At 64.1% G+C, this 26,799-nt stretch carries 22 protein-coding genes; 11 read left to right on the top strand and 11 right to left on the bottom strand.

The window, feature by feature from the left end; translation table 11 throughout:
- Position 1: 1 nt before the first annotated feature.
- The 4 genes from B0G80_RS20820 to apbC all read right to left on the bottom strand — a co-directional run bounded on the left by B0G80_RS20820 (position 2) and on the right by apbC (position 5,134).
- Positions 2 to 2,287, bottom strand: a complete 2,286-nt coding sequence (locus tag B0G80_RS20820) for an arginine/lysine/ornithine decarboxylase (protein WP_116119246.1) — start codon at positions 2,285 to 2,287, stop codon at positions 2 to 4.
- Between the two features lie 87 nt (positions 2,288 to 2,374).
- Positions 2,375 to 2,944, bottom strand: a complete 570-nt coding sequence (dcd, locus tag B0G80_RS20815) for a dCTP deaminase (protein WP_012432068.1) — start codon at positions 2,942 to 2,944, stop codon at positions 2,375 to 2,377.
- A gap of 341 nt (positions 2,945 to 3,285) precedes the next feature.
- A complete protein-coding gene (locus B0G80_RS20810) occupies positions 3,286 to 3,819 on the bottom strand; it encodes a superoxide dismutase family protein (RefSeq protein ID WP_106279920.1) in 534 nt (177 codons plus the stop codon).
- A 226-nt stretch (positions 3,820 to 4,045) separates the two neighbouring features.
- A complete protein-coding gene (apbC, locus tag B0G80_RS20805; protein ID WP_116119245.1) occupies positions 4,046 to 5,134 on the bottom strand; it encodes an iron-sulfur cluster carrier protein ApbC in 1,089 nt (362 codons plus the stop codon).
- A 363-nt stretch (positions 5,135 to 5,497) separates the two neighbouring features.
- Here apbC and B0G80_RS20800 point away from each other — a divergent pair, with 363 nt between their 5' ends.
- Entirely contained in the window at positions 5,498 to 6,151 is a 654-nt protein-coding gene (locus tag B0G80_RS20800; protein WP_116119244.1) for an OmpA family protein, read from the top strand.
- A 362-nt stretch (positions 6,152 to 6,513) separates the two neighbouring features.
- Complete coding sequence (metG, locus tag B0G80_RS20790) at positions 6,514 to 8,649, top strand: methionine--tRNA ligase (RefSeq protein WP_116119242.1); 2,136 nt, start codon at positions 6,514 to 6,516, stop codon at positions 8,647 to 8,649.
- 114 nt (positions 8,650 to 8,763) lie between these two features.
- Here metG and B0G80_RS20785 read toward each other — a convergent pair whose 3' ends face one another.
- Positions 8,764 to 13,278 (bottom strand): translocation/assembly module TamB domain-containing protein, encoded by a 4,515-nt coding sequence (locus B0G80_RS20785; protein WP_116119241.1) that lies wholly within the window; start codon positions 13,276 to 13,278, stop codon positions 8,764 to 8,766.
- Positions 13,279 to 13,306: 28 nt separating this feature from the next.
- Positions 13,307 to 15,142, bottom strand: coding sequence for an autotransporter assembly complex family protein (locus B0G80_RS20780; protein ID WP_116119240.1), 1,836 nt, complete (start codon positions 15,140 to 15,142; stop codon positions 13,307 to 13,309).
- 342 nt (positions 15,143 to 15,484) lie between these two features.
- Between B0G80_RS20780 and B0G80_RS20775 the strand changes: the two genes are divergently transcribed.
- The 4 genes from B0G80_RS20775 (at position 15,485) to panD (ending at position 18,023) form a co-directional block, all read left to right on the top strand.
- Complete coding sequence (locus tag B0G80_RS20775) at positions 15,485 to 15,670, top strand: DUF3460 family protein (RefSeq protein WP_007175923.1); 186 nt, start codon at positions 15,485 to 15,487, stop codon at positions 15,668 to 15,670.
- A 4-nt stretch (positions 15,671 to 15,674) separates the two neighbouring features.
- Entirely contained in the window at positions 15,675 to 16,550 is an 876-nt protein-coding gene (locus B0G80_RS20770; RefSeq protein WP_116119239.1) for a ScpA family protein, read from the top strand.
- Positions 16,551 to 16,752: 202 nt separating this feature from the next.
- Entirely contained in the window at positions 16,753 to 17,586 is an 834-nt protein-coding gene (gene panC, locus B0G80_RS20765; protein ID WP_116119238.1) for a pantoate--beta-alanine ligase, read from the top strand.
- 50 nt (positions 17,587 to 17,636) lie between these two features.
- Positions 17,637 to 18,023 (top strand): aspartate 1-decarboxylase, encoded by a 387-nt coding sequence (gene panD / locus B0G80_RS20760; RefSeq protein ID WP_012432059.1) that lies wholly within the window; start codon positions 17,637 to 17,639, stop codon positions 18,021 to 18,023.
- A gap of 202 nt (positions 18,024 to 18,225) precedes the next feature.
- Here the strand turns inward: panD and B0G80_RS20755 are convergent, their stop codons facing one another.
- Positions 18,226 to 18,864 carry a ParA family protein gene (locus B0G80_RS20755; RefSeq protein ID WP_116119237.1) on the bottom strand — a complete coding sequence of 213 codons (639 nt, stop codon included), beginning with the start codon at positions 18,862 to 18,864 and terminating at the stop codon, positions 18,226 to 18,228.
- Between the two features lie 209 nt (positions 18,865 to 19,073).
- Here B0G80_RS20755 and B0G80_RS20750 point away from each other — a divergent pair, with 209 nt between their 5' ends.
- A complete protein-coding gene (locus tag B0G80_RS20750; protein ID WP_106279901.1) occupies positions 19,074 to 19,493 on the top strand; it encodes a PaaI family thioesterase in 420 nt (139 codons plus the stop codon).
- Between the two features lie 103 nt (positions 19,494 to 19,596).
- Here the strand turns inward: B0G80_RS20750 and B0G80_RS20745 are convergent, their stop codons facing one another.
- Positions 19,597 to 20,013, bottom strand: coding sequence for a DoxX family protein (locus tag B0G80_RS20745; protein WP_116119236.1), 417 nt, complete (start codon positions 20,011 to 20,013; stop codon positions 19,597 to 19,599).
- Between the two features lie 151 nt (positions 20,014 to 20,164).
- The gene (locus B0G80_RS20740) at positions 20,165 to 21,625 is read right to left on the bottom strand and encodes a cobyric acid synthase (RefSeq protein WP_181920024.1); all 1,461 of its coding nucleotides are present in this window, start codon (positions 21,623 to 21,625) and stop codon (positions 20,165 to 20,167) included.
- Positions 21,626 to 21,889: 264 nt separating this feature from the next.
- Between B0G80_RS20740 and cobU the strand changes: the two genes are divergently transcribed.
- From cobU to B0G80_RS20720, 4 genes are read left to right on the top strand one after another with little or no spacing between them, the layout of a single operon-like run.
- Positions 21,890 to 22,444, top strand: coding sequence for a bifunctional adenosylcobinamide kinase/adenosylcobinamide-phosphate guanylyltransferase (gene cobU, locus B0G80_RS20735; RefSeq protein ID WP_116119805.1), 555 nt, complete (start codon positions 21,890 to 21,892; stop codon positions 22,442 to 22,444).
- Positions 22,444 to 23,379: an adenosylcobinamide-phosphate synthase CbiB gene (cbiB, locus tag B0G80_RS20730; RefSeq protein WP_116119235.1), complete on the top strand. Its 936-nt coding sequence runs from the start codon at positions 22,444 to 22,446 to the stop codon at positions 23,377 to 23,379. Before cobU ends, cbiB begins: the two co-directional genes overlap by 1 nt.
- Entirely contained in the window at positions 23,372 to 24,436 is a 1,065-nt protein-coding gene (gene cobD / locus B0G80_RS20725; RefSeq protein WP_116119234.1) for a threonine-phosphate decarboxylase CobD, read from the top strand. Before cbiB ends, cobD begins: the two co-directional genes overlap by 8 nt.
- A 53-nt stretch (positions 24,437 to 24,489) precedes the next feature.
- Positions 24,490 to 25,392 carry a cobalamin-binding protein gene (locus tag B0G80_RS20720; RefSeq protein WP_116119803.1) on the top strand — a complete coding sequence of 301 codons (903 nt, stop codon included), beginning with the start codon at positions 24,490 to 24,492 and terminating at the stop codon, positions 25,390 to 25,392.
- Positions 25,393 to 25,419: 27 nt separating this feature from the next.
- On the opposite strand, the gene cobC is transcribed toward B0G80_RS20720, so the two are convergent.
- Together cobC and B0G80_RS20710 are read right to left on the bottom strand one after the other, a co-directional pair.
- On the bottom strand, positions 25,420 to 26,010 hold the full coding sequence (gene cobC / locus B0G80_RS20715; RefSeq protein WP_106279891.1) for an alpha-ribazole phosphatase: 591 nt from the start codon (positions 26,008 to 26,010) through the stop codon (positions 25,420 to 25,422).
- Complete coding sequence (locus tag B0G80_RS20710; protein WP_106279889.1) at positions 25,995 to 26,771, bottom strand: adenosylcobinamide-GDP ribazoletransferase; 777 nt, start codon at positions 26,769 to 26,771, stop codon at positions 25,995 to 25,997. The genes cobC and B0G80_RS20710 overlap by 16 nt, the downstream gene beginning before the upstream one ends.
- Between the last annotated feature and the right edge of the window lie 28 nt (positions 26,772 to 26,799).

Genomic DNA, 26,799 nt, shown 5'->3' with positions numbered 1-26,799 from the left:
ATCAACCGCGAACGCAATCGACGAAGTATTCGATGCGCCCATTGATCGTTTCGCCGACAAGTCCATGGATATCCGTATGGAACCCCGGGAAGCGCTCGTTGAATTCCCGCGCGAAACGCAAATAGTTGACGATGGTCTTGTTGAAGCGCTCGCCCGGAATCAGCAGCGGAATACCCGGCGGATACGGCGTCAACAGGATCGACGTGACACGGCCTTCGAGCTCGTCGATAGGCACGCGGTCGATCTCGCGGTGCGCGAGCTTGGCGAAGGCATCCGACGGCTTCATGGCCGGCTCCATGCTCGACAGGTACATCTCCGTCGTCAATCGGGCGATGTCGTTCGCGCGGTAGACGCTATGAATCTGCTGGCACAGATCGCGCAGGCCGATGCGCTCGTACATCGGATGATGCGAGACGAACTCGGGCAGCACGCGCCACAACGGCTGGTTGTTGTCGTAGTCGTCCTTGAATTGCTGGAGTTCGGTGACCATCGAATTCCAGCGGCCCTTCGTAATGCCGATCGTGAACATGATGAAGAACGAATACAGCCCGGTCTTCTCGACGATGATGCCGTGTTCCGCCAGATACTTCGTGACGATCGCAGCCGGAATGCCCGTCTCGCCGAAGCCACCGCCCATGTCCAGACCCGGCGTGACAATGGTCGCCTTGATCGGGTCGAGCATGTTGAAGTTTTCGGCGAGCGGCCCGAAGCCGTGCCACGCGTCGTTCGGGCGCAGCATCCAGTCTTCGCGCGAACCGATGCCTTCTTCGGCGAACTGGTCCGGGCCCCACACCTTGAAGAACCAGTCGTCGCCGTATTCGGCGTCGACCTTGATCATGGCACGGCGGAAATCGAGCGCTTCGGCAATCGATTCCTCCACGAGCGCGGGGCCGCCCGGCGCTTCCATCATGGCCGCGGCCACATCGCACGAGGCGATGATCGCGTACTGCGGGCTGGTCGACGTGTGCATCAGATACGCTTCATTGAAGCGATGCTTGTCGAAGCGGCTGTTCTTCGAATCCTGCACGACGATCTGTGAAGCCTGCGAAATGCCGGCCAGCAGCTTGTGCGTGGAGTGCGTGGCGAACACCATCGCGCTGATCCGCGGACGGCCCGCGCCGATCGCGTGCATATCCTGATAGAACTCGTGGAATTCCGCGTGCGGCAGCCAGGCTTCGTCGAAGTGCAACGTGTCGAGCCAGTCGCCGAGCATCTCCTTGATCATCTCGACGTTGTAGATCACGCCGTCGTACGTGCTTTGCGTGATCGTCAGAATGCGCGGCTTGAGATCCGGATTCTTCGCGAGCGCTTCGCGGGCGAACGGATTCGCGAGGATCTTCTTCTTGATGTTTTCCGGCTCGAACTCGCTGCGCGGAATCGGCCCGATGATGCCGAAGTTGTTGCGCGTAGGCGTGAGGAACACCGGAATCGCACCGGTCATCGTGATCGCGTGCAGGATCGACTTGTGGCAGTTGCGGTCCACCAGCACGATATCGCCCGGCGCGACCGTGCCGTGCCAGACGATCTTGTTCGAGGTCGACGTGCCATTGGTCACGAAGAACACGTGATCCGCGCTGAAGATGCGCGCCGCGTTGCGTTCGGAGGCCGCCACCGGTCCGGTGTGGTCGAGCAACTGGCCGAGTTCATCCACGGCATTGCACACGTCCGCGCGAAGCATGTTCTCACCGAAGAACTGGTGGAACATCTGGCCGAGCGGGCTCTTCAGGAATGCGACGCCGCCCGAGTGTCCCGGGCAGTGCCACGAATACGAACCTTCGTCCGCGTACTGCACCAGTTCCTTGAAGAACGGCGGCGCGAGCGAATCCAGATACACCTTGGTCTCGCGGATGATATGGCGCGCCACGAACTCCGGCGTGTCTTCGAACATGTGGATGAAGCCGTGCAGTTCGCGCAGGATGTCATTAGGCAAGTGGCGCGAGGTGCGCGTTTCGCCGTACAGGAAGATCGGAATGTCGGCGTTGCGGCGGCGCACTTCGGTCACGAACGCCCGCAGCGCGACGATCGCCGCGGCCAGCTCCGGCGTCTCGCCTTCCACCACCACGTTATCGACGTACGGCAGCAACTCGTCGTCGTCGATCGAGAGGATGAAGCACGAGGCGCGGCTCGACTGCTGCGCGAACGAGGTCAGATCGCCGTAGCTCGTCAACCCGAGCACTTCCGCGCCTTCTTTCTCGATGGCTTCGGCCAGAGCGCGGATGCCGGAACCCGAGATGTTCTCGGAGCGGAAATCTTCGTCGATGATGACGACGGGAAAACGAAACTTCATGGGCGATTCTCCAAAAAGAACGACCGCTGCATTCTGTAAATGGCAGCGGTCACCCGGTATAGCTGGTGGGTCAGTGCGCTGCAGACGTCACGTCTTAGGCAACGTGACGCCGTGCTGACCTTGATATTTGCCGCCGCGATCCGCGTACGACGTTTCACAAATTTCGTCGCTTTCGAAAAACAGCACTTGAGCGACGCCTTCGTTCGCGTAGATTTTCGCAGGCAAAGGTGTCGTATTCGAGAATTCGAGCGTAACGTGCCCTTCCCATTCCGGCTCGAACGGCGTCACGTTGACGATGATCCCGCAACGCGCATACGTGGACTTGCCCAGACACACGGTCAGGACGCTGCGCGGAATGCGGAAGTACTCCACCGTGCGCGCGAGCGCGAACGAATTCGGCGGGATGATGCAGACGTCGCCCTTGAAGTCGACAAACGACTTTTCGTCGAAATTCTTCGGATCGACGATAGTCGAGTTGATGTTCGTGAAGATCTTGAATTCGTCGGCGCAGCGAATGTCGTAGCCGTAGCTCGACGTGCCGTAGCTGACAATCTTCCGGCCGTCTTCGGAGACGCGAACCTGATCGGGCGCGAACGGCTCGATCATGTTGTGCGACGCGGCCATGCGCCGGATCCACTTGTCGGATTTGATAGTCATAGGTGAACGCTGCTCGACGTGAATGACAGAGATGTGACGGATAACAACCCGGTAACTGCCGGGTCACTTTCGGCTTGCTGCGCGCCTGCTTTGCGCTGACTCCGCGGAAGCGGCCCGGGCGGCGTGCGGTTCAGGCGCCCTACGCTTGCCCTTCGGCGCGTCCCGCCCATGCGGCAGAACAGGCCTTCCGGCGAGCCCGCCGAACGAAAGGCGCTCATTTTACGCGATCGTGAGAATGGTGCCGCAGGTTGGCTTCAGGAGCGGTCCGATGCCTGTTCCAAGACCGCCTGACCGGACGCTGGCAGCCCGCACCTGGACCGTGATCACGCAGCTTGCCCAACTCACTGACGAATCAATCCGCAGGCGAGCGCGGGACCCGCGCCATGTTGCGGGTAGGCGTAGGGATCGGTCGCGTCGTGGTGCAGCAGAACCGCGCGCTGCAACACCGAGCGGATGCCGTCGAGCGAGACGTCCGGCGCAACGATGAAGCCGGTGGCCACGCCGTTCGCGTCCGCGTGAATATTGCCGAGGTCGCCCTCGACGCGCGCGCCCGATTTCAGACGCTCCGCGGCCGGCGAAAACACCTGGCCGGCGCTGGAACCGTCAGCGGCATTGCAGTCGCCGCGCTCGTGCACTTGCAACGCGTGGTCGCTGTTGGGCTGCATGCCCGCGAGATTGTAGGTAACCTGCACGCCGTCCGAGCGCTCGATGAACGTGACGAGACCGCGCGCCTGATTGCCCACGGTGGGCAGCAACTGCGCGTCCGCACGTTTTTCCTGTGGTCTCAGGAATGCGCTACAGCCGCATAACAGCACACTGCTGGCAGCCAGGACGATGAACGCATGCACCGCCTGCCCGTCGATTCGTTTTCCCATGCGATCCTCTTGCCGGCCTGGTGGCCGCCCCTGCGGCCGCCGAGCCGAACTTGTGAAGTCGACATGATACCGCGAGACCAGGCCAAAACAGACGCCTTGGCCCCTTGTCCGAACGGCTGATCAAGCGCGGCCTCTCGAACCCGGCGCGTCACGCCAGCCCGCCCGAGGGCGTGATCCTCGAGGAGCCTTCCCGCGCGGCAAAAAACCTGGCGCAGCGCGCGTTTTCTCAGGTGTTCTGGACCACGATGTTGGGAAACTTCGACGTCATGTCGCGAGCGCGTTCGGCGATATGGATCGCCACCTTGCGCGCGATCGACCGATAGATCTCCGCGATACGTCCCTGCGGGTCGGCCACCACGGTCGGTTTGCCCGAGTCGGCCTGCTCGCGGATCGCGATGTCGAGCGGCAGGCTGCCGAGCACGTCGACGCCGTACTCCTTGCCCATGCGCTCGCCGCCGCCGGCGCCGAAAATATGCTCTTCGTGCCCGCAATTCGAGCAGATATGCATACCCATGTTCTCCACGATGCCGAGAATCGGAATGCCCACCTTCTCGAACATCTTGAGGCCCTTCTTCGCGTCGAGCAGCGCGATGTCTTGCGGCGTGGTGACGATCACCGCGCCCGTCACCGGCACGCGCTGCGAGAGCGTGAGCTGAATGTCGCCGGTGCCCGGCGGCATGTCGACGATCAGGTAGTCCAGATCGTTCCAGTTCGTCTGCCGGAGCAGCTGTTCCAACGCGGAAGTGGCCATCGGACCGCGCCACACCATCGGGTTGTCCTGCTCGATCAGAAAGCCGATCGAATTGGCCTGCAAGCCGTGGCCGGTCATCGGGTTCATCGACTTCTCGTCCGGCGACTCGGGCCGGCCGACGATGCCGAGCATCATCGGCAGCGACGGGCCGTAGATGTCCGCGTCGAGAATACCGACCGACGCGCCTTCGCTCGCCAGCGCCAGCGCAAGATTCACAGCGGTCGTGCTTTTGCCGACACCGCCCTTGCCCGACGCCACCGCGACGATATTCTTAACGTTCGGCAACAGTTTCACGCCACGCTGCACGGTGTGCGCCGCGATCTGCTGCGACAGCTGGACACGCACGTCCACCACGCCTGGCACGGCGCGCAGCGCATCGGAAAATTGCGCGCGGATCGCGTCGAATTGGCGCATGGCCGGATAGCCGAGTACCACCTCGACGCTGACCGTGTCACCCTGCACGGCGACGTTCCTGATGTTCTTGGCGGCTGCGTACGGCCGGCCGGTGTTGGGGTCAGCGACGGCTGCGAGGGCAGCGTCGACCAATGCCCGATCGATACTCATTGACACTCCGTGGGGAACACCTGCGGCGCAGCGGAATCGAAGTCTCGGCCACGCGCCGGAATTTGAAAGAAATTGTTAGACAGCATTGCGAAAACCAAGCGTGCCGGGCACCCTTCGGGCAGGCGGAACGCCATGGGGGCCGCATCGCTGCGTGCTTCAGTCATTATTGTAGTGGCTGACGCCACGGCGTGCCGGAAGACCCTTTTTTACTGTCGGACCGAGGCTGAACAGGGCGTAAGACTTTTCGTATTGGTGAACCTTCGTATTGGTGAACCGACGGCTTCATGGCCGTCATCTTCGCCAGATAAATTTGTTTGGTCGCGCCTTGCTCGCCTGACTCGCTTCACTCAAGAGGAATCAAAAATGAATGCAAAAATCATGACTCGCCTGGCAGTCTTCGCAGTTGCCGGTTCATTGCTGGCCGGCTGCGCCAGCCAACAGGGCACGAACACGGCTGTCGGTACTGGTGTGGGCGCCGGCACTGGCGCGGCGCTGGGCGCGATCTTCGGCGGCGGCAAGGGCGCGGCGATCGGCGCGGGCGTCGGCGCAGCGGTGGGCGGCATCACCGGCTACAACTGGCAAGCCATTCACAACAAGCTGTCGGGCGCCACCAAGGGCACCGGCACGCAAATCACCGAACAGCCGGACGGTTCGCTCAAGCTGAACATTCCGAGCTCGGTCACGTTCGACACCAACAGCTACGCAGTCAAGCCGTCGTTCGCGCCGGTGCTGGATCAACTGACGCAAACCATGCAGCAGAATCCGGAACTGATCGCACAAGTGATCGGCTATACGGACAGCACGGGCCAGCCGGCCTACAACCAGACGCTGTCGGTGAACCGTGCGGAAAGCGTGACGGGTTACCTGGGCCAACGTGGCGTCGCGCCGCAACGCCTGTCGGCACAAGGCATGGGCCAGAACCAGCCGATCGCCGACAACAACACCGAAGCCGGCCGTGCCGCGAACCGCCGCGTGGAAATCTATCTGCGCGCTACGGCTCAGCACGCCACGCAATAAGGACGAGACCGAGGGAGATTGAGAAAGCCGGTCGCCGGGGTTGGATCATCGGCGACCGTTATGCTTTGGAAAGCCGTGAAAGGCGGCGGAAAAGAAACTCGCAGGGGAACGAAAAAAATTTCGAACTCTGCCGAAAATCCGCTGTCTGTCTTTACGGTACGTGGTTGGCGAAGCCGCCGCGTCACCATTCTCCTCTTGTCGTTGTTGCTCCGGGGTTAATAGCCCCGGTTTTTTTTGGGCGCTCGGTTTACACACCGTCCGGCCCGCAGCGACTCACGCCGCGCCCAGGCGGCCCGCCCCGCGCCGGGCGCCTGCCCTGCTAGAATCAACCTTTCGTCCCACCGCAGGCTCCCACCATCCTTATGTCAGCACCCGTAACCGATCTCTCCGCAGGCGCGCCGTCAGGCCGTCGCCAGATTCTTGTCACGTCGGCCCTTCCCTATGCGAACGGGCAAATCCATATTGGCCATCTGGTCGAATATATCCAGACGGACATCTGGGTCCGGACGTTGCGAATGCACGGACACGAGGTCTATTACGTGGGCGCCGACGACACGCACGGCACGCCTATCATGTTGCGCGCGGAGAAGGAAGGTCTCACGCCGAAGCAGTTGATCGACCGCGTCTGGCAGGAACACAAGCGCGACTTCGACAGCTTCGGAATTTCGTTCGACAATTACTACTCGACCGACTCTGAAGAGAACCGCGTTCTCAGCGAAAACGTCTATCTGGCTCTGAAGGAAGCGGGCCTGATCGACGCGCGCGATATCGAACAGGCGTATGACCCGGTCAAGGAAATGTTCCTGCCGGATCGCTTCATCAAGGGCGAATGCCCGAAATGCGGCGCCAAAGACCAGTATGGCGACAGCTGCGAAGTATGCGGCTCGACTTACCTGCCCACCGAGCTGATCAATCCCTACTCGGTCGTCTCCGGCGCCACGCCGATTCGCAAGACGTCGACGCACTATTTCTTCCGCCTCTCCGATCCGCGTTGCGAGAATTTCCTGCGCGCATGGGTGGGCGGCCTGGCGCAGCCGGAAGCCACCAACAAGATGCGCGAATGGCTCGGCGACGCCGGCGAAGCCAAGCTCGCCGACTGGGACATCTCGCGCGACGCGCCGTATTTCGGCTTCGAAATTCCGGGCGCGCCGGGCAAGTATTTCTACGTGTGGCTGGACGCACCGGTCGGCTATTACGCGAGCTTCAAGAATCTCGCCGAAAAACGCGGCCTCGACTTCGACGCGTGGGTTCGCAAGGGTTCGACTGCCGAGCAGTATCACTTTATCGGCAAGGACATTCTGTATTTCCACACGCTGTTCTGGCCGGCCATGCTCGAGTTTTCGGGCCACCGCACGCCGACCAACGTGTTCGCGCACGGTTTCCTGACCGTGGACGGCGCGAAGATGTCGAAGTCGCGCGGCACCTTCATCACCGCGCAGAGCGTGATCGACACGGGCCTGAATCCGGAATGGCTGCGCTACTACTTCGCGGCCAAGCTGAACAGCACGATGGAAGACCTCGACCTGAACCTCGACGACTTCCAGGCGCGCGTGAACAGCGATCTGGTCGGCAAGTATGTGAACATCGCGAGCCGCGCCGCCGGCTTCCTGATCAAGCGCTTCGACGGCCGCGTGCAGGACAGCGCAATGCAGCATCCGCTGCTCGCCTCGCTGCGCGCCGCCGTGCCGCAAATCGCCGCGAACTACGAAGCGCGCGAGTACAACCGCGCCCTGCGTCAGACCATGGAACTGGCCGACGCCGTGAATGCATACGTGGATACCGCCAAGCCGTGGGATCAGGCCAAAGATCCGGCGAACGGCGTCGCGCTGCATGAAACGTGCAGCGTGAGCATCGAAGCGTTCCGTCTGCTGTCGCTGGCGCTCAAGCCGGTGCTGCCAAAGCTCGCCGAAGCGGTCGAAGGCTTCCTCGGCATCGAACCGCTGGTATGGGCCGACGCCAACGTGCCGCTTAGCTCCACGCGCCCGATCAACGCGTACAAGCATCTGATGACGCGCGTCGATTCGAAGCAGATCGACGCGCTGATCGCCGCCAATAGCGACTCGCTGCAAGCCACGCCGGAAGCAACCGCGCCGGCCGATGCCAAAGGCAAGTCGAAGGCAGCGAAAGCAGCCGCCGCCGACAAGGACGAAACGTCCGGCATCATCTCGATCGACGACTTCGCGAAAATCGATTTGCGCATTGCGAAGATCGTCGAGTGCAAGGCGGTGGAGGGATCGGACAAGCTGCTGCAGCTTACGCTCGACATCGGCGAAGAGAAAACCCGCAACGTGTTTTCGGGCATCAAGTCGGCGTATCAGCCGGAGCAACTGGTCGGCAAGCTGACGGTGATGGTCGCCAACCTCGCGCCGCGCAAGATGAAGTTCGGCCTGTCCGAAGGCATGGTGCTGGCCGCCTCCGCCACCGACGAAAAAGCGGAACCGGGCCTGTACATTCTGGAGCCGCACAGCGGCGCGAAGCCGGGCATGCGCGTGAAGTAAGAAGCGCGCGGCGTCTCACGCAGCAAGCAAGCATAAAAAAACGGCACGCCCTAAAAAGGCGTGCCGTTTTTTTTGACCCCGGGCGCGAAGATTCAAGCGCAGCCGATCAACCCATCACCACCGAATCCGGTCGAAGCGGCGCGTGTAAAACAGTTCGACGCCGGTGAACGTGCCGCCGTAAGCCCCGACCGACCAGTACCGCGTCAGGTTGACCGTCGCCTTGATCGCATTGCTCGCCGACTGCAGCCCCTGTTCGTAGCCGATCACGAGCCGCTCGTTGATCGCCTTCGACACCATCACCACTTGCGGATCGGTCAAGCCGACTTCGCTCTGCCCGACCGAAAATTCGTCAAGCCCGAACGTCTGCGCGATCCGCTTGCCGCTCGCGCTGCCGAGCAGCGCGAGCGCCGTCGTCATGGTGCTTTGCTGACCGAGGTTGTTGCCCTGATCCGTGCCGTGGCCGAACAGCAGCCACGAGAGCTTTTCGTTGTCCGGCACGTTCGGCTCGGACACCAGCTTCGCCGTCGGGAATTGAACCGTGCCCGTGACCTGCACGCCCGCCTCGACCTGCTGGTTGCGGCGCATGGCCAGGATATTGATGCCTGGATTGGCCACCGGCCCGTTGAACGTGAAGAAACCGTTCTCGATGTTGAGCTTGCGGCCGAACGCCGTGTAGGTCGAGCCTTGCGTGACGCGCACGTTCCCCACCGCGCGCAGCGGAAGATCCGGCGCGCTCATCGCCGTGATCGTGCCGGTCAGGCCCAGGTCGGCGCCCTGGCCGCGAAAACGGAAGTTGTTGCCAAGGCTGATGTCGATATTGGCGCGCGGCGCAAACGGACCGATCGGCTTGTTGGTGCCGGGCACGGGCCGCGGCCGCTCGCCCGCCACCGAACCGTCCGGGCGCACCACCACGACGTCGTCGCCGAGCTTCGGCGCGGACTGCTCCGGCATGTCGAACAACGCATGATCGACCACGAATTTGCCGTTGATCGCCATGCCGCCCTGCGCGCCGGCGTTCGCGACGCTCGCGCTGCCCGACAGCGACAAGTTACGATCCGGCGCGGCAAACAGTTCGAGCTTGTCCGCGACGATGCTCGCGGTCAGATCAGGCTCCGCGCCGTCCAGACGCACACGCCCGGTGGCACGCAGGGTGCCGCTTGCGCCGTGAAATTCAACCTGCTGAAAGTCGACCAGATTGTGCGAAAGCGCGATGCGCACCACGCCGTCCTTCAACTGCACGCCCTGATCGACCATGGTCGCGGACAGGCCGTCGCCGAGCAGCGAGCCGGTCAGGTTCGGTTTGGCGACGGTGCCGCCGAGCGCGAGCTTGAGCGCGAGGTGGCCGTCGAGCAGATAGCTCGGGCCGAACAGGCCGCCGGTCGTTTTCAGCGACGGCACGTTGGCGTTCACATTGCCGGTGAGCGCGCCGTCTTCGTTGAGGGTCAGGAAGCCGTCGCGCATCACCAGCGTGGTGTGCGCGTCGGCGTCGATCACGCCGATGCGGCTCGCCTGCGCGTGCACGGTGGCGTTGAGCCGGTTGCCGCCGCTGAACTCGGCGCGCGCGGCGATGCTCGAAATACCGAGAGACGCGAGCCCCCGGCCGATTTCAACCGTGACGTCGCCGCTGCGGCGCTGCAACTGGATGTGGCCGGTCGCCGTGCTGCCGAGCGCGAAGTCCCAGTCGCCGTCGAACACCAGATCCGTTTTGACGTGCGGCGGCTCGCCCGTGATCTCGCGCCGCAGGTCCTGCAAACGCGCGACCGAGATGCCGGTCAGACTGCCTGCCGACTGAACCTTGCCGTGGTCGAAGGCAAAGGTTTTCAGGCTCAACACAGCGCCTTCGAGCGTCAGCCGGGTCGTGCCGAGCGTCAGGCGGTCCGGCCCGGCGCTGACGGCGAGCGGCGACTCGAGATTCAACGCCGGCGTGCCGCGGTTCTGCAAGCGCGTGACGGTGCCGTCCCAGCGCGTGCCGTCGCGCGCTTCGGTCAGCTTGCCGTTGGCGGCGAGCGTGAGATCGAGCGGACGCTCCTGCAACTTGCCGGTGGCCGCGGCCTCGAGCGTGTGATTGGCGCGCGTGCCGGACAGACGTGCCGTGAGCGTGCTCAGATCGACGCCGCCCGCGCTGACATTGCGCGCGTCGGTGGTGAAGACGAGCGCGCCGTTCGCGCCGTCGCGCAATTCGGCGTGCCCTTCCGCATGGCCGATGTGGTTGCTGCTGAACACCACGCTGTCCGCCTTGTAGTTCAGCACGACGTTCGGATGCGCGAACGAGCCGGTCACGTCACCGTCGGCCGCGATAAGTCCCGCGAGACCGAAGCCGAGGCGTTCCAGCGCCGGGGCGTCGACGTGGAACTTCAGCCGGTCGCCGCGTGCGCCGAAGCTGCCCTGCAGATCCACCTGATTGCCCGCCACCGAGAGGTTCGCGCGGCTCGGCAAAATCCGCGAGCCCGCCAGCTGGATGGTTCCGCCGCCGGTCAGCGGCAGGCCGTCGTAGACGCTCGGACCGAGCTTGAATTCGGCCTTGGTCGTGAAGACTGGACCGAGCACGCCGGCGGCGGTGAGCGTGCCGGTCACGCGCGCTTCGATCTTGCGGGCGGGCGGAGCGCCGCGTTTCTTTGGCGGCGGCGTTTTGCGCTCGACTACTTCGGTTTTGACCGCAGCTTTGGCGGTGTTTTTCACGGCGGCGGCGGCTTTATCGGCGGGCGCCGCGGATTTTGCGCCGGCCGTGCTGCCCGCTTGCGCGGCCGCGGCCTGTGCGGTTTTGCTGTTTCTGGCCTGGTTCGCTGCCGGCGCCGCTTCGGCTACCGGCTTGCGCGACGGCATCTGCGAAGTCAGCGTCAACGGATCGAAATCGGTCAGTTGCGCTTTCAGGTTGTAGGTGGAATTCGCGTCGTGCTTGAGCGCCCCGGACAGGTCGATGCGGCCTTTGCCCGACGTGATGCGCACGTCGTTGAAGCTCATGCGGGCGGGATCGAACGTCACCTTGCCCTGGGCGCGCAACGCCGCTTTCGGGTCGGCGAGATCGAGCGTGAGGCTCTGCACATCGTCGTTCAGGCGCACACCGATGGGGCCGGACAGCTGCGTGGGCCGCACCGTCGCCTGCAGCGCGTTCAGGTCGAGATTGGCGACGCGCAGATCGAACTGTCCGCGCTTGCCGGATAGCGTACCGCCGCCGGTGAGCGTAGCGTTCTTCACGATCCGCACGGCGAGGTTCGAGATGCGCTGCGCCTGGGCGTCGAGCCGCACGTCCGCGTTGGCGTCGATCAGCGGCAGCAGGTTCTGGTCGATCGCGCCGGGTTTGGCGTTGACGATCGACACATGGCCGGCGACGGCGAAAGTCGCGGCGGATTGGAGGTTGCTTTTTCCGTTTTGCGCCACGGGCGGTTGCGCTGCGCTCGCGGCTTGGCTTGCGCTTGTGAGGGCACTTTGGCGGGCGGCGCGGCTGCGGGTGTCGGCTGCGCTAGCGGTGTTCGCGGTGTTACTAGCAGTCGCCGAACGACCAGCACTCGCCGAACGCGCGGGCTTTCTCACTGCCTTCGCCCCACTTGCCGCACCTGTCCCGGACGCAGCGCCTATTGCACTCGCGGCACTCGCGACACTCGCCCCCGCCGCCCCACTCGCCCCCAGCACGACCTCCCCCGCCGCACCCTGCCCCACCGGCTGCAACTCCGCCCGCACGGCCAGATCGGCCAGCGGTGCACCAGGTGCGAAAGCCTGTGGGTTGATGTGATCGAAAGTCAGCGTGGCGCGCTGCAGCGGTACGTCGCCGAAGGGCGTAGCCTCGACCCGCGCATGACCGGCGAGCTTCATGCCGCTAGCGTCGAGTTCCGCGATGAGATTCTCCAACGAGCCGCTCAGATGGCCGCCCACCTGCACCGCTTCGTCGTTCACCTTCCCCGAATAGCCGATCTCCCCGCTCAACGGAAACGGCCGCACACCGTCGAGTTTGGCGGCCGCCGTCACCGCCCCGAACGGCGTATCCAGCCGCTCGATCGCGGCTTCGTGATGGCGCCCGTCGCTGCGACCATGAAAGACGAAGCGCGAGAATTCGGTTGTCGACGCGCCCTGATGCAGCAGCAGCTTGTCGACCTGGACGTCGCGGACGTCGAGCTGCATCGGCAAGCGCAAATCCTGCGGCAGCTTCACCGGCCCGCTGCTGCTCGACGACGAAGAGCCGATGCGCGCGTCCACCGTGCCGATATGCAGATAGTCGATCGTGAATCGCCACGGCTCACGCGCGAGCGCCCAGCGGCCCGCCACGCGGTCGATCTGAATATCGGTGCCGCTGCCGTCGAGGCTGCGCCAGCGTACTTGCCGCAATTGCAGGCCATTGGCGAGCGTCCCTCGCTCCAGCGTGCCGCTCAGTTTGCCGCCCAGCAGCTTCACTGCCGCCTGCCAGGCATAGGCGGTGCCGCGCTCGGTCGTCAGCGCGCCGTACAGCAACCCCACTCCCAACGCGAGCAACAACACCAGCACGGCCACCATCCACGCGAACGTTTTCAGCAGCAACCGGCCGAGGCGGCGCCTGGGCGGCGGCGCCCCGGGCGGCGGCTGCTGTCCCGGCGGCTCTCCTGGCGGATTAGCGCCGGGAGGCTGCACCGGAGGTTGTGTGGAAACGTCCGTGGTCATGCGTGGATCATGTGGAAGCAGGTTGTCATCAGAAGGCAATGCCCAGCGTCAGATACGGCCGCACGCTTTTGTTGCGAATGCCGTAGGCGAGATCGACGTTGACCGGGCCAACCGGGCTGCGCCAGCGCGCCCCGACGCCGACGCCGGGATAAAAGACTTTTTCGCCCCATGTGTCCGTGGCGGTGCCGACGTCGAAGAACGCAGCTGCGCCCCAGTCGTGATTGAACCAGTGCTGGTACTCGGCCGAGCCCGTGACGAGATACTTGGTGGGCAGCACCGAACCATCGACGCTGTTACCGATGCTCTGATAGCCATAGCCGCGCACCGAATTCGATCCGCCCGCGCGAAACAGCAGCGACGCCGGAATGCCGCTCGAAGGTCCGCTCGTGAACACGCCGCCGAGTTCGGCGCGAATCAGCACGAGGTCTTGCTTGCCGATCGGCAGATACTGCTGACCGCGCGCGTAGCCGCGAATGAAGGTCTGGTCGGTCAGCACGCCTTTGACCGCGAAACCCGCCTCGACGTGAATCAGGTTGCCGCTGCGCGGAAACAACGGGTCGTCGGTATGGCGCCGGGTCCACGACCAGGACGGCACCAGCGCGCGGCTCGTGGTCGGCTCCGCCGCATTCTGATCGAGCCGGTCCTGGTAGTACAGGAGCGAGTAGTTGTAGTCGATGAATTGCGAGGTCCGGGCCCGCTGCACGCCGCCGCGGATACTGTAAATACGCGTGTCGGATACGTCGGTGGTGGTGTAGGACGCCAGCATGCTATTGGTCCACGCACGCGGCCCCGGCGGCATGGCGAGCTGGATTTGCCCGTATTGCTGGATCTGGTCGACGCGACCCTGAATGGTGAACGGCCACGCCTTGCCGAACGTGTCGAGATACGAATAGGAACCCTGGACCAGCGGACCGTTGTCCGTCGAATAGCCGACGCCGCCTCGAATGCTGTTGTACGGATATTCGGACACCTTCACGTGCACCGGCGTCTCGACCGGCTTGGCCGGGTCGCTGTTCACGTCGATCGCGACGCTCGCGTAGTAAGGCGTGTTCTGCAACTGCCGCTGCAATTCGGTGATGCGCTGAACGTCGTAGATATCGCCCACCGAAATCGGATTCACGTTCTCGACGATCTGTTCCGGATAGCGGCGCGTGCCCGATACGTCGAGCTTGCCCATCGTGAAGGTCGGCCCGCTGTCGTACGTGACCGTCAGTTTGGCCTCGTGCGTGCGCGGATCGACTCGTGCCTCCGAGTGGTAGACCTTCGCGCCCAGATAGCGACGCGCCTGCAAGGCCTTGAGCGACGCGTTTTTCGCATCGTCCCAATCGCCCTGCGAGAACGGATCGCCTTCGTGCAGCGAAAATGCGAAGCGCGCGGTGTTTTCCTGCTCAGGATCTTCGGTCAGCACCGGCCCGCGAAACGACAGCGAAACCGATGAGACGACGGTCTGCGGACCGGGATCGACGCTCACCGTGACGCGCTTCGCGTCGTCGACGGTACGCACATCCGTGCGCACGACCGGCGTGAAATAGCCCTGTGTGGAAGCCAGATCTCGCACTTGCTGGGGCGTGGCAGTGATCAGAAACTCGAACTGGTCGTCGCTGATGTCGGGGCGTTTGGCGAAACGCGCGATATCCAGATGCGCTTCCAGCAGCTTGCGCAGCGAGCGCGGCGTGGCTTCGATGTCGACCTTGTAGCTGGCCGCCGCTTTCGCTGCATGAGCGTTGCCGGTTGCCAGCGTCAGCATGACGAGGCCAAATGCCAGCCACGTGCGCAGCCAGTGCCGCATGGGCGTGCGATGCCCAGACCCGGAACCGGCCTTGCCGCGCCGCAGCCGCGGCTTGTCGATCGCGCACCCCGCCAAACAGGACCTCCGGCCGTGGTTGATGAATTTTGTCGCTCAGGCGCGCCGCGGCGGCCGAAGCACGCTATTTGACCACATCGGCGCGACGCCGCCAGATCTCTAAAACAACGTCCGCGGCACGCCAGCCGCCAACGCGCCCGCCTTGGACGCGCGCCGCGCCACGCGGGTTCCAGCTATTTTCATGCGCCGCCCGCCCGGCTATGCCGCCGTTTTTCGCCCCCGCGCCGCGCATGCGGTAAAATTATGGAATAGCAGCGGCACCGTGCGACGAAACAACCCAGATGCGAGCTACGCAAATGCGCGCCGGGCAGCCGCCAATTCCCATATCACGGACGTCGAGCCATGTATCAATCGGACATCACCCAGTTCTTGAACCAGCTCAAGCAACAGAAGCCCAATCTGGAAGCCGAACAACGCCGCGGCCGCGCGCTGCTGTGGGACAAACAGCCGATCGACCTGGAAGAACGCGCCGAGCAGAAAGCCTCGCGCGTAGAACAGACGCCTTACTCGTACTATCAAAACTTCTAAGCGCGTGAGTCACGCCGACGAGGCCCACGGCGCACCGCCGGCCCCCGCCGACGCCGCGCTCGCCGCGCCCGCCACCGATTCGACACCGGACACCGTCGACGGCATTGCGTTCGCACGCCTGTACGGCGAGCCGCTCTTCAAGCTGCCGACGGACCTGTACATTCCGCCGGACGCGCTCGAAGTCTTTCTCGAAACGTTCGAAGGACCGCTGGATCTGTTGCTGTACCTGATCCGCAAGCAGAACTTCAACGTGCTCGACATCCCGATGGCGGACGTCACGGTGCAATACCTCGGCTATGTCGACCAGTTGCGCCAGACCAATCTCGAACTCGCGTCCGAGTATCTGCTCATGGCCGCGATGCTGATCGAGATCAAGTCGCGCATGCTGCTGCCGGTCAAGAAAGCCGACAGCGGCGAGGAAGCCGAAGATCCGCGCGCCGAACTCGTGCGGCGCCTGCTCGAATACGAGCAGATGAAACTCGCCGCGCAGCGTATCGACCAGTTGCCGCAACTCGGGCGCGATTTCCTGCGCGCCGAGGTCTACATCGAGCAAAGCATCACGCCGCGTTTTCCCGACGTGAACAGCGAAGACCTGCGCGCCGCGTGGGCCGACGTGATCAAGCGCGCCAAGCTGGTCCAGCATCACAAGATTTCGCGCGAAGAGCTGTCGGTGCGCGAGCATATGAGCTCGATCCTGCGGCAGCTGCAGAACGCGCGCTTCATCGAATTCTCCGACCTGTTCGACACGAGCAAGGGCGTGCCGGTGGTGGTGGTGAATTTCATCGCCGTGCTCGAGCTGTGCCGCGAAACGCTCGTCGAAATCACCCAGGCGGAACCCTTCGCGCCGATTTATGTGCGCCTCGCCTATCTGCCCGCCTGACGGCCTTGAACGGGGCGAAATCCCGCATATCAGGATTTAACCCGATGGGAAAAGCCGCCTCTTTTCGGTGCGGCGGCCACGCAAATCCACTACAATCCCGCGCTCCGAACCTGTCATTGCCAGTGAGGCGGCGGCCCGCGCGATTCCGTAGGGTTTTGCGTCCAGCCAGTCTCGCGCCGCGCGAGGAAATCCCTGTCCGATCATGAAAGTCATCAGCTCGATCCATGAATTGCGCGACCAGTTGCGCGGCCAGAATCGCACGGCCTTTGTGCCGACCATGGGCAATCTGCACGAGGGCCATCTGTCGCTGATGCGTCTCGCCCGCCAGCACGGCGATCCGGTGGTGGCAAGCATTTTCGTCAATCGGCTGCAGTTCGGTCCGAACGAGGATTTCGACAAATACCCGCGCACCATGGAAGCGGATATCGAAAAGCTCCAGAAGGAAAACGTCTACGTGCTGTTCGCGCCCACGGAAAAGGACCTGTATCCGGAGCCGCAGGAGTACCGCGTGCATCCGCCGCACGATCTGGGCGATATCCTCGAAGGCGAATTCCGGCCTGGCTTCTTCCAGGGCGTGTGCACGGTGGTGATGAAGCTGATGTCGTGCGTGCAGCCGCGCGTCGCCGTATTCGGCAAGAAGGATTACCAGCAGTTGATGATCGTGCGCCGCATGTGCAACCAGTTCGCGCTGCCCACGGACATCATCGCCGCCGAAACCGTGCGTGACACCGACGGGCTCGCGCTCAGCTCGCGCAATCGCTATCTGCAGGCCGCCGAGCGCGCCGAAGCGCCGAAGCTGGCCGCTGAATTGAATCGCGTGCGCGACGCCGTGCTTTCCGGCGAGCGCGACTTCGCGAAGGTCGAACAGGCGGCGATGGCGGCCCTGGCCGCGCGCGGCTGGCAGCCGGATTACATCGCGGTGCGCAAGCGCTCGAATCTGCTGCCGCCGGGTCCGCAAGACGCGAACGCGGAACTGGTCGTGCTGGCGGCCGCCAAGCTCGGCGCCACTCGTCTTATCGACAACCTCGAAATCTGAAGCCGTCTCAGATAGCGTAGACACGCATAAGAAATCACACAGGATTGGTCATGCAACGCAACATGCTGAAGTCGAAGATTCATCGCGTCGCGGTCACGCACTGCGAGCTGCACTACGAAGGCTCGTGCGCGATCGACGAAGACTTGCTGGAAGCGGCGAATATCGTCGAGAACGAGCGGATCGACATCTGGAATATCAACAACGGCGAGCGTTTCTCGACCTACGCGATCAAGGGCGAGCGCGGCAGCGGCATGATTTCGCTGAACGGTTCCGCCGCACGGCGCGCGCAGCTGGGCGATCTGGTGATCATCGCGGCGTTCGCGGTAGTGGATGAAGCGGAACTGAAGGCCGGCTGGAAGCCGGACCTGGTATTCGTGGACGACAACAACAAGATCAAGGGCAGCCGCGATCACGTGCCGACGCAGAACTGGACCTGAACGCCCTGTAGTTCGCTTGAGCCCTCGTCTGGTCGCCGCGCTGAACGCTTCTTTTTGGCCGGGTTAAGGCGTGGGCGTCAAACTTCAGTCTGGACTTGAGCCCCTTGTAAGACCACTGGCGCGCGCCCTTCGCGAAGCGACCAAATACTTATAACGTGGGCTGCATCACGGTGTAGCGGGCGCCGCGGCCCGTCTGCCCGCTTCATCCTTTCTTGCCGCTCCCGTTAGTCCATTCGAGGATCGGCTGCCACTGCTCCAGATCCTTCTCCACACGGCTTTTCGCGACGTCCCACAGGGTCAGCCCGTGGGCCGCCAGTTGCACGTAATTCTGCGTGTCGCGCAAAAAGCCCAGCACCGGCAGTTTCAAACCCTCGACGAAACGATGCAGTTGTTCCGCCGAGCGCGTGCGCGCATCCACGCGCATGCCCACCACGCCGATTTCGATCGCGCCTTTCCTGACGGCCTTCTCCTTGGCCAGCCGTTCGAGAAATTCCTGGGTGGCGAGAATATCGAACATGGACGGCTGCAGCGGCACGATCACCTTATCGGCCAGATCCAGCGCGATACCCAGACGATTGCCGTGGAGCCCGGCCGGCGTGTCGATCACCGCGTGCTCCAGCCCTTTGGGCGGTTTGGCCGGCGCGTCCTGATTGACTTCCCAGGTTTCGATGGCCGGCAGCGTGTCGGGCCGCAACGACAGCCACGCGTGCGCGGACTGCTGTTTGTCCAGGTCCGCCAGTGCGACCCATTCGCCGGCTGCGGCGAAATAGCCGGCCAGATTGGTCGACAGCGTGCTTTTGCCCACGCCGCCCTTCGGATTCGCCACCACGATCACCGTCATGAATTCTCCCGGAAAGAAGGCTGGGCGCCGCCAGCCGGTTTGCCGCGTAGTTGCTTTGACATGCGCAAGTGTGCCCGGATTCGTGCCGGGTTCAGTGCCACCTGCTGATCCAGCCGTTGATAATATCGACAAATGCACGTTGGCCGAAGCCCCCAAACGGCTATTCGGCCGCCGTGCCCGCCGATTTTTCCATCGAGGACCCGAATCTCATGAGCAAACTGCGCCCGGAATACACCGTCGAACGTCTCCACGAACGCCAGAAAGGCTCGCTGCCCGGCTTGCTGGGCGTGCATGTGCTGTCGCTGGAAGAAGGCGTCCTGACCGCGGAATTGGCCGTGCGCACGGAATTGCTCGCGCCGAATGGCTTTTTGCACGCCGCCACCGTGATCGGTCTCGCCGATACCGCCTGCGGTTACGCCTGCCTCGCCCACTTGCCGGAGACGGCGCGCAATTTCACGACCATCGAGCTGAAAAGCAATTTTCTCGGCACGGCGACGGAGGGAACGATCCGCGCGGTCGCGACGGGCGTGCATCTTGGGCGCAGCACGCAGGTGTGGGACGCCACGGTCACCGATCCGAACGGCAAGACGATGGCGCTGTTTCGCTGTACGCAGATGGTGTTGTATTGATTGCGTGAAGCCGGCGCCACGGGCGCCGCGCCATGAAAAAAGCACGCGGCCTTCCGGACGCGTGCTTTTTTTGACTGGGTTTGGCCTTACTGGGCCAGGCCGATCAGGCAGCCACCGCCCGCGGCGCCCTCGCCCCACCGAACGCCAGCGCCCCGCCGCCGAGCAGCGACTGCACCGCCAACGTCACCGCCCAGAACGCCGGATACTCCCAGCCGCCATGCGGCGACGCGAAGCCCCAGCCGTTATGCAGATGCTGCGACATCGCGCCGAGCATGAACGGCAGCAGCACCAGCGCGACCCAGCGGACCTGCACGCCGAGCAGTAGCGCGATGCCGCCGAACAGCTCGACGAACGCCGTCACATAGCCGAGCCAACCCGGCAAGCCGAGCGAAACGAAGAACTGTGCCGTGCCGGGCAGCGTGAAGACGAAAATCTTCTGCAGACTGTGAGCAAGATACAGCACGCCCAAGGCGACGCGAAGAAGCAGAGCGGCCAGATCGGCGGAGCGATTCGAGTTCATGACGAGATCCTTGAGAGAGGGACAGCCTGGAACCGGCCGTCGATGTCGGAACTCTATTCGAACCATATGCGGCAAAAAACCTTCTTGCGGGCTTTGATTATTTCTCGATAGGATTTAATCGACCCACAACCCCGCCGCGCCGGATGCTAGGTCACCCAATCGCCGCAAACAATTTCGGCAGATCGAGATGCTTCGCAAGCGTATCCGCAAGACGTTCCAGCGACGCCTCGCGCAACGCCGGATAGTCGATTTCCTCGGCATCGCGCAATCCCGCCCATGCGAGCAACGCGGTGCAGGCGGCCGGCGTGTCGAACAACCCGTGGACGTATGTCGCGAGAATCTGGCCATCGGCGGAAATCGCGCCGTCGGGATGCGCCGCCTGCGCATCGCCCAAGCGCAGCGCGGGCATGTCGAGCGCCGGGCCGCGCGTTTCGCCCATATGGATCTCGTAGCCGGCCACTTCGGGCGAGCCCGGCAACGCGAGGTGCCCGGTGACGTTCTTGAGCGTCTTGTCGCGCGTGAGCACTGTCGAGTACTCGAGCCAGCCGAGTCCGGCCGACGTCCCCGGCGCGCTCTCGACACCATGCGGATCGGCCACTTCACGCCCAAGCATCTGCATGCCGCCGCAAATGCCGATCACGCGGCCGCCGTAACGCAAATGCTTTTGCAGCACCGCGTCCCAGCCTTGCGCGCGCAAAAACGCCAGATCGCCAGGCACGTTTTTCGAGCCCGGCAGAATGATCAGATCAGCCGGCGGAGGTGGCGTGCCGCTACGCACGTAATGAAAATCGACCTGCGGATGTGCGCGCAGCGCGTCGAAATCCGTGTGATTGCTGATGTGCGGCAGCACCGGCACAACCACTCTCAGCATGCGTGCCGCGCCGCCGCTGTGCGCCGCGCGCAACTCGGGCGGCAGCATGTCTTCGGCGTCGAGCGTGAGGCCGTGCAGGTACGGCACGACGCCGAGCACCGGCTTGCCGGTCTTCGCTTCGAGCCAATCCAGGCCGGGCTTTAGCAAACTGACGTCGCCGCGAAAACGGTTGATGATGAACCCGCGCACTCGCGCCTGCTCGCTCTCCGACAGGCACGCGAGCGTGCCCGTGAGATGGGCGAACACACCGCCGCGGTCGATATCGGCGACCAGCACGACCGGACAATCGACCGCTTCCGCGAAACCCATGTTGGCGATATCGCGATCACGCAAATTGATTTCCGCGGGACTGCCCGCGCCTTCGACGAATATCGTCTCGTACGCCGCCTGCAGACGCGCATACGATTGCAGCACCGCTTCGAACGCGACGGGTTTGTAGTCGTGATACGCCCGCGCGTCGAGATTCATGCGCGCCTTGCCATGGATGATCACTTGCGCGCCGCGGTCGCTGGTCGGCTTGAGCAGCACCGGGTTCAGATCCGTGTGCGCGGCAATGCCCGCGGCGATCGCCTGCAAAGCCTGGGCGCGGCCGATCTCGCCGCCGTCCACCGTCACCGCGCTGTTGAGCGCCATGTTCTGCGGCTTGAACGGCGCGACCCGCACTCCGGCGCGGCGCGCGAGGCGGCACAGACCGGCGACCAGCGTGCTCTTGCCGGCATCGGACGTGGTGCCCTGAATCATCAGCGTGCCGCGGGGCACGGGTACGGCGACAGGCGGGGTCGAAGTGGTGGTCACGGAATCTCGGGCTTGGCGGTGAACAGTGAGTCGATTGGGTTAAGCAGTGAAGCAAGCGGCAACGCGGCGACACTGCGCGCGGGGTGTGGAACGCGGCTAAACGCATGCATGCCACTCGCGTCGCGTAGTTCGCGTCGTTCGCACCAAACCCGTCAAACGCGGCATTATCCCATCGCGCCGGCCCGCGCTGCACGCCGGTACAATCACGCGATGACTCCCCGCGACCTCACCTTCGTACTCGGCGGCGCCCGCTCAGGCAAAAGCCTGCACGCCGAACAGCTTGCCGCCGACAGCGCCCTCCCCGTCACCTACATCGCCACCGCGCGCGTGACGGACGACGCCGAATTTCGCGCGCGCATCGCGCATCATCGCGAACGGCGGCCGGGGCATTGGCAACTGTTCGAAGCGGGCGTCGATCTCGCCGGCGCCGTGACTCGAAACGACGCGTCCGGCCACTGCATCCTGATCGATTGCCTCACGTTGTGGCTCGCCAATCTGTTGTGTCCGCCAGATAGCGACGCTCTGCCGCTCGAGCGCTATCACGCGCACGTCGCCGCGCTCGAATCAGCGCTTCTTAACGCCAAAGGCAAGCTCATCGTGGTCAGCAATGAAATCGGCCTGGGCGTGGTGCCGCTCGGCGCGGCCACGCGTCTTTACGTCGATGAACTCGGCCGGCTCAACCAGCGCATCGCCGCGTTGAGCACTCAGGCCACGATGATGGTCGCCGGTTTGCCGCTCGCGCTGAAAACCGCGAGCCACGCGTGATGCTCTCGCTCCCGCTTCTCGTGACGCTGGCCACCGCGGGCGTCGCAGTCGACCGCTGGTTCGGCGAGCCGCGCGCGGCGCATCCGCTGGTGGGCTTCGGCAACTGGGCGAAGCGCCTGGAAAAACGCTACAACACCGGGCGGCGCTTGCGGCTCAAAGGTCTGCTGGCGTGGTCGCTGGCCATCGTACCGCCGGTGCTGATCGCGTGGTGTCTGATCGCCGTGCTGCCGTTTTACGCGGCCTGCGTGGTACACGTGCTGCTGCTGTGGTTCGCGCTCGGCGCGCGCAGTCTGCACGAGCACATTGCGCCGATCGCGCAGGCGTTGGTGCAGCGTGATCTCCCGCAAGCGCGTTTGCTGACCGCGCGCATCGTCTCGCGCGAAACCGCGGACGCCGACGAAGGTGCGTTATCGCGCGCCGCCGTCGAATCGGCGCTCGAAAACGGCAACGACGCGATCTTCGGCGCGCTATTCTGGTTCGCCATTGCGGGCGGTCCGGGCGCGCTCGCGTTCCGCCTCGCCAACACGCTCGACGCGATGTGGGGTTATCGCACGCCGCGCTATTTGCGCTACGGCTGGGCCGCCGCGCGTATCGACGACGTGCTCAACTGGATTCCCGCGCGCCTGACCGCCGCCAGCTACGCGTTGCTCGGCGACACACGCACCGCGTGGCGCTGCTGGCGCGAGCAGGCGCCAAGGTGGGACAGCCCGAACGCCGGGCCGGTGATGGCTTCCGGCGCGGGCAGCCTGAACGTGCTGATCGGCGGGCCGGCGGTGTATCACGGCGCGCTGGAACACCGGCCGACGCTCGGCTTCGGGCATACCGCGAAAGCCAGTCACGTGAGCGCCGCGTTGATGCTGGTCGAGCGCACGGTGATTCTGTGGCTTGCGGTGTTGATCGTGCTGGCGTTGTTAAGCGTACCGTTTCATGGTTGATTCAGTGAATGTCCACGTGGGCGGCGAAGCATTCGCCGCGATAGATGCGGTCGTGCATGGCGGCAATCTGCACGAAGCGGCGCGGCGCTACGACATTCCGTACGCACAGTGGCTCGACCTCTCGACGGGTATCAATCCGCACGGCTATCCGGTCCCGCCGGTCCCCGCCGATGCCTGGCGCCGTCTGCCCGACGAAGGCGACGATTTCGCCGCGTGCGCCGCGCGCTATTACGGCGCGCCCGACGCGACGCATGTACTGCCGGTCGCCGGCAGCCAGGCGGCGATTCGCGCGCTGCCCGCGCTGCTGCCGCGCGCATGCGTCGGCATCGCGCCGCTTACGTATAGCGAGTACGCGCCCGCATTCGAGCGCAGCGGCCATGAAGTGATGCCGCTCGACGTCGCGTGGGAAACGTTGCCCGAAGCGCTCATGCATGTAGTCGTCGTGAATCCGAACAATCCGACCGCCGCGCATCTGAGCGCCGCCAGGCTGCTGCACTGGCATGCACAGCTGAGCGCGCGCGGCGGCACGCTGCTGGTCGATGAAGCCTTCGCCGATACGATGCCGGCTGCCTCGCTCGCGGGGAGCACGCATCGCGACGGCTTGATCGTGTTGCGCTCGCCGGGAAAATTTTTCGGCCTCGCCGGTGTACGCGCGGGATTTGTACTCGGCGTGCCTGCTTTGCTCCAAAGGTTGCGCGGCGCGCTCGGCGCGTGGACGGTCAGTGGTCCAGCCCGTCACGTGGTCAAAGCCGCATTCGCCGATGAAGCCTGGCAACGTGATATGCGCACACGACTCGATGCCGAAAGCGCGCGGCTGACCGGTCTGTTGCATGCGCAAGGTTTCAACACCCGCAGCACGCCGCTTTTCGCGTGGACCGACGACCCACGCGCGGCCGCTCTGCATGCAGCCCTCGCGCGACGCGGCGTGTGGACGCGTCTATTCACATCGTCGGGCAGCGTTCGATTCGGCTTGCCCGCGAGCGAAGCTGAATGGGCACGCTTTGAAGAAAGCTTGCGCGAAGCCGCACGAGAAATCGATCCCACACGAGCGGGTTGATTCAGAAAGTCGAACTCGCTCCCACCATCATTCCGCGCCCCGCAGCCTCACCGATGAACCGACTCGCCCTCGCCTCCGCACTCTTCATCATCGCCCTACACGCTCATGCCGCCATCTCCGTCGTCGACGACACCGGCGCAACCGTCACGCTGCCCGCTCCCGCGCAACGCGTCATCAGCCTCGCGCCACACGTCACCGAATTGCTGTACGCCGCGGGCGCTGGTGCGAAAGTGGTCGGCGCCGTCTCGTACAGCGACTATCCGACCGAGGCGAAACAGTTGCCGCGCGTCGGCGATAACAAGGCGCTCGATCTCGAACGCATCGTCGCGCTCAAACCCGATCTGATCGTGGTGTGGCGGCATGGCAATGCGCAGCGTCAGCTCGATCGCCTGCGCGAGATGCACATTCCGTTGTTCTTCAGCGAGCCGCATCATCTCGACGACGTCGCCGTGTCGCTGACGAAACTCGGACAATTGCTGGGCACGTCATCGACCGCGGATGCGGCGGCGGCCGCCTATCGCCAGGACATCGCGAAGCTGCGCACCCAGTACGCGAGCCGGCCGCCCGTCAGCGTGTTCTATCAGGTGTGGGATCAACCGTTGATGACGCTCAACGGCAAGCATATGGTCAGCGACGTCATCGCGCTGTGCGGCGGCCGCAATGTGTTCGCCGGACTCGAGCCGCTGGTGCCGACGGTGTCGACGGAAGCGGTGCTCGCCGCGAATCCGGAAGCAATCGTCACCGCAGCACCGGGCGCGACCAGGCCGGACACCACCTTGCCGCAACTCGGCACATGGCGCGCATGGCCGAGCCTGACCGCCGTGGCAAACAACAACCTCTTCGCGATCGACGGCGATCTGATCAACCGCCCCGCGCCTCGCATTGCGCAAGGCGCCAAGCAAATGTGCGAGGACCTCGAAGTAGCGCGTTCACGCAGGAAGCCCGGCGCGCAGTAACGCGAAGACGCTCAGGCGCAACGCGCCTCACGCATTCCACCGCACCAGCACCCACTGCTGCGTTTCATCGTTTCTGCGCAACCAGACGATCCCGGTCGTATCAAGCGACCATCGCAAACAACGCTCCAGCGGCACGTCCAGCACGATCGACGCAATCGCCCGCATCACGCCCGCATGCGTGACCACATAAGCCGGCGACAACTCTCGCGTGAGCGCGAATGCGTCGAGCCATGCCCGCACCCGCGCGACGAACTGCGCGACGCTTTCGCCGCCATGCGCCCGCGCGTGTTCGAAGTTGACCGCCCAGTCGTCGAGCAATTCGCGATCGATGGCATCCCAGCGCTGCGCTTCCCAGTTGCCGAAATCCATTTCCATCAACCGGTCGTCGTGACTGACCACGCTGCCGAAGTCGTTCGCCAACTCGGCGGCGAGCGCCGAGCAGCGCTTCAGCGGACTCGACATCAGCACGCGTGGCGCGGGCACCTGCAAGGTCGCGAGCTTCAGGGCAAGTGTCGTCGACGACACCTCGGCATCTTCGGCGAGCGCCACGTCGCTGTGGCCGTAACACACGCCCGCGTCGAGCGCGACCGCGGGATGACGAATCAGGACGATATCCATGCGAGCCCCACCAGGTAGATGCTCAATTCAAAAACTTGCTGCGCGAAGCCGAGGCAGTCGCCGGTATACCCGCCAATGCGTCTGACGAAATAACGGCCCATCGCGATACGAAGTACGACCAGAACCACAACCACTGAACCCGCGAAGCGCCAGTCCGGCGCGGCGAGCCCATTCGGCCACAGCAACCACGGCAAACCGAACATCGCGGCGCACATGAACGCCCCCACACTCAGTCGCTGCGCGACCGGTTTGGCCTTGCCTTCCGCGCGCACGTAATCGAGCGTGGCCAGGTAGCTGATCGCACACGTGCGGCTCGCCGCGTGCGCGGCAATCATCAGACTTGCGGCGCGCATCGGCGGCAACGCAGCGAGCGTTTGCCACTTCAACGCAAGTGCGACGACGAGCGCGACAGCACCGAAAGCACCGATGCGTGAATCATGCATGATTCGCAATACGTCTTCGCGCGTATAGGCGCCACCGAACGCATCGACGCAATCGGCGAGGCCGTCTTCGTGAAACGCGCCGGTCACGAGCAGCGACGCGGCCATCGACAACAGCACCGCCACGCCCGCAGGAAATACACGCAGCGCGGCGAGATAGACCAGTGCGCTCAATCCGCCGATCAATACGCCGACGAGCGGAAAATAACGCGCCGCCGCGTTCAGATAGTGCGGCTCATAGCCGACCCAGCGCGGCACGGGCACGCGCGTGAAATAGCCGAGCGCTGTGAAGAAGTACCGCAGTTCAGCGAGCGGATTCATGATTGTGCGAGGCGTGCGTTTCTGTCTG

Origin of the sequence: Paraburkholderia sp. BL6669N2 (genome assembly GCF_003387275.1) — a bacterium.
In the GTDB taxonomy this organism is placed as follows: Bacteria; Pseudomonadota; Gammaproteobacteria; order Burkholderiales; family Burkholderiaceae; genus Paraburkholderia.
Note: the sequence above shows the minus strand (reverse complement) of the source record. Positions and strands in the feature narration are given on the sequence as shown.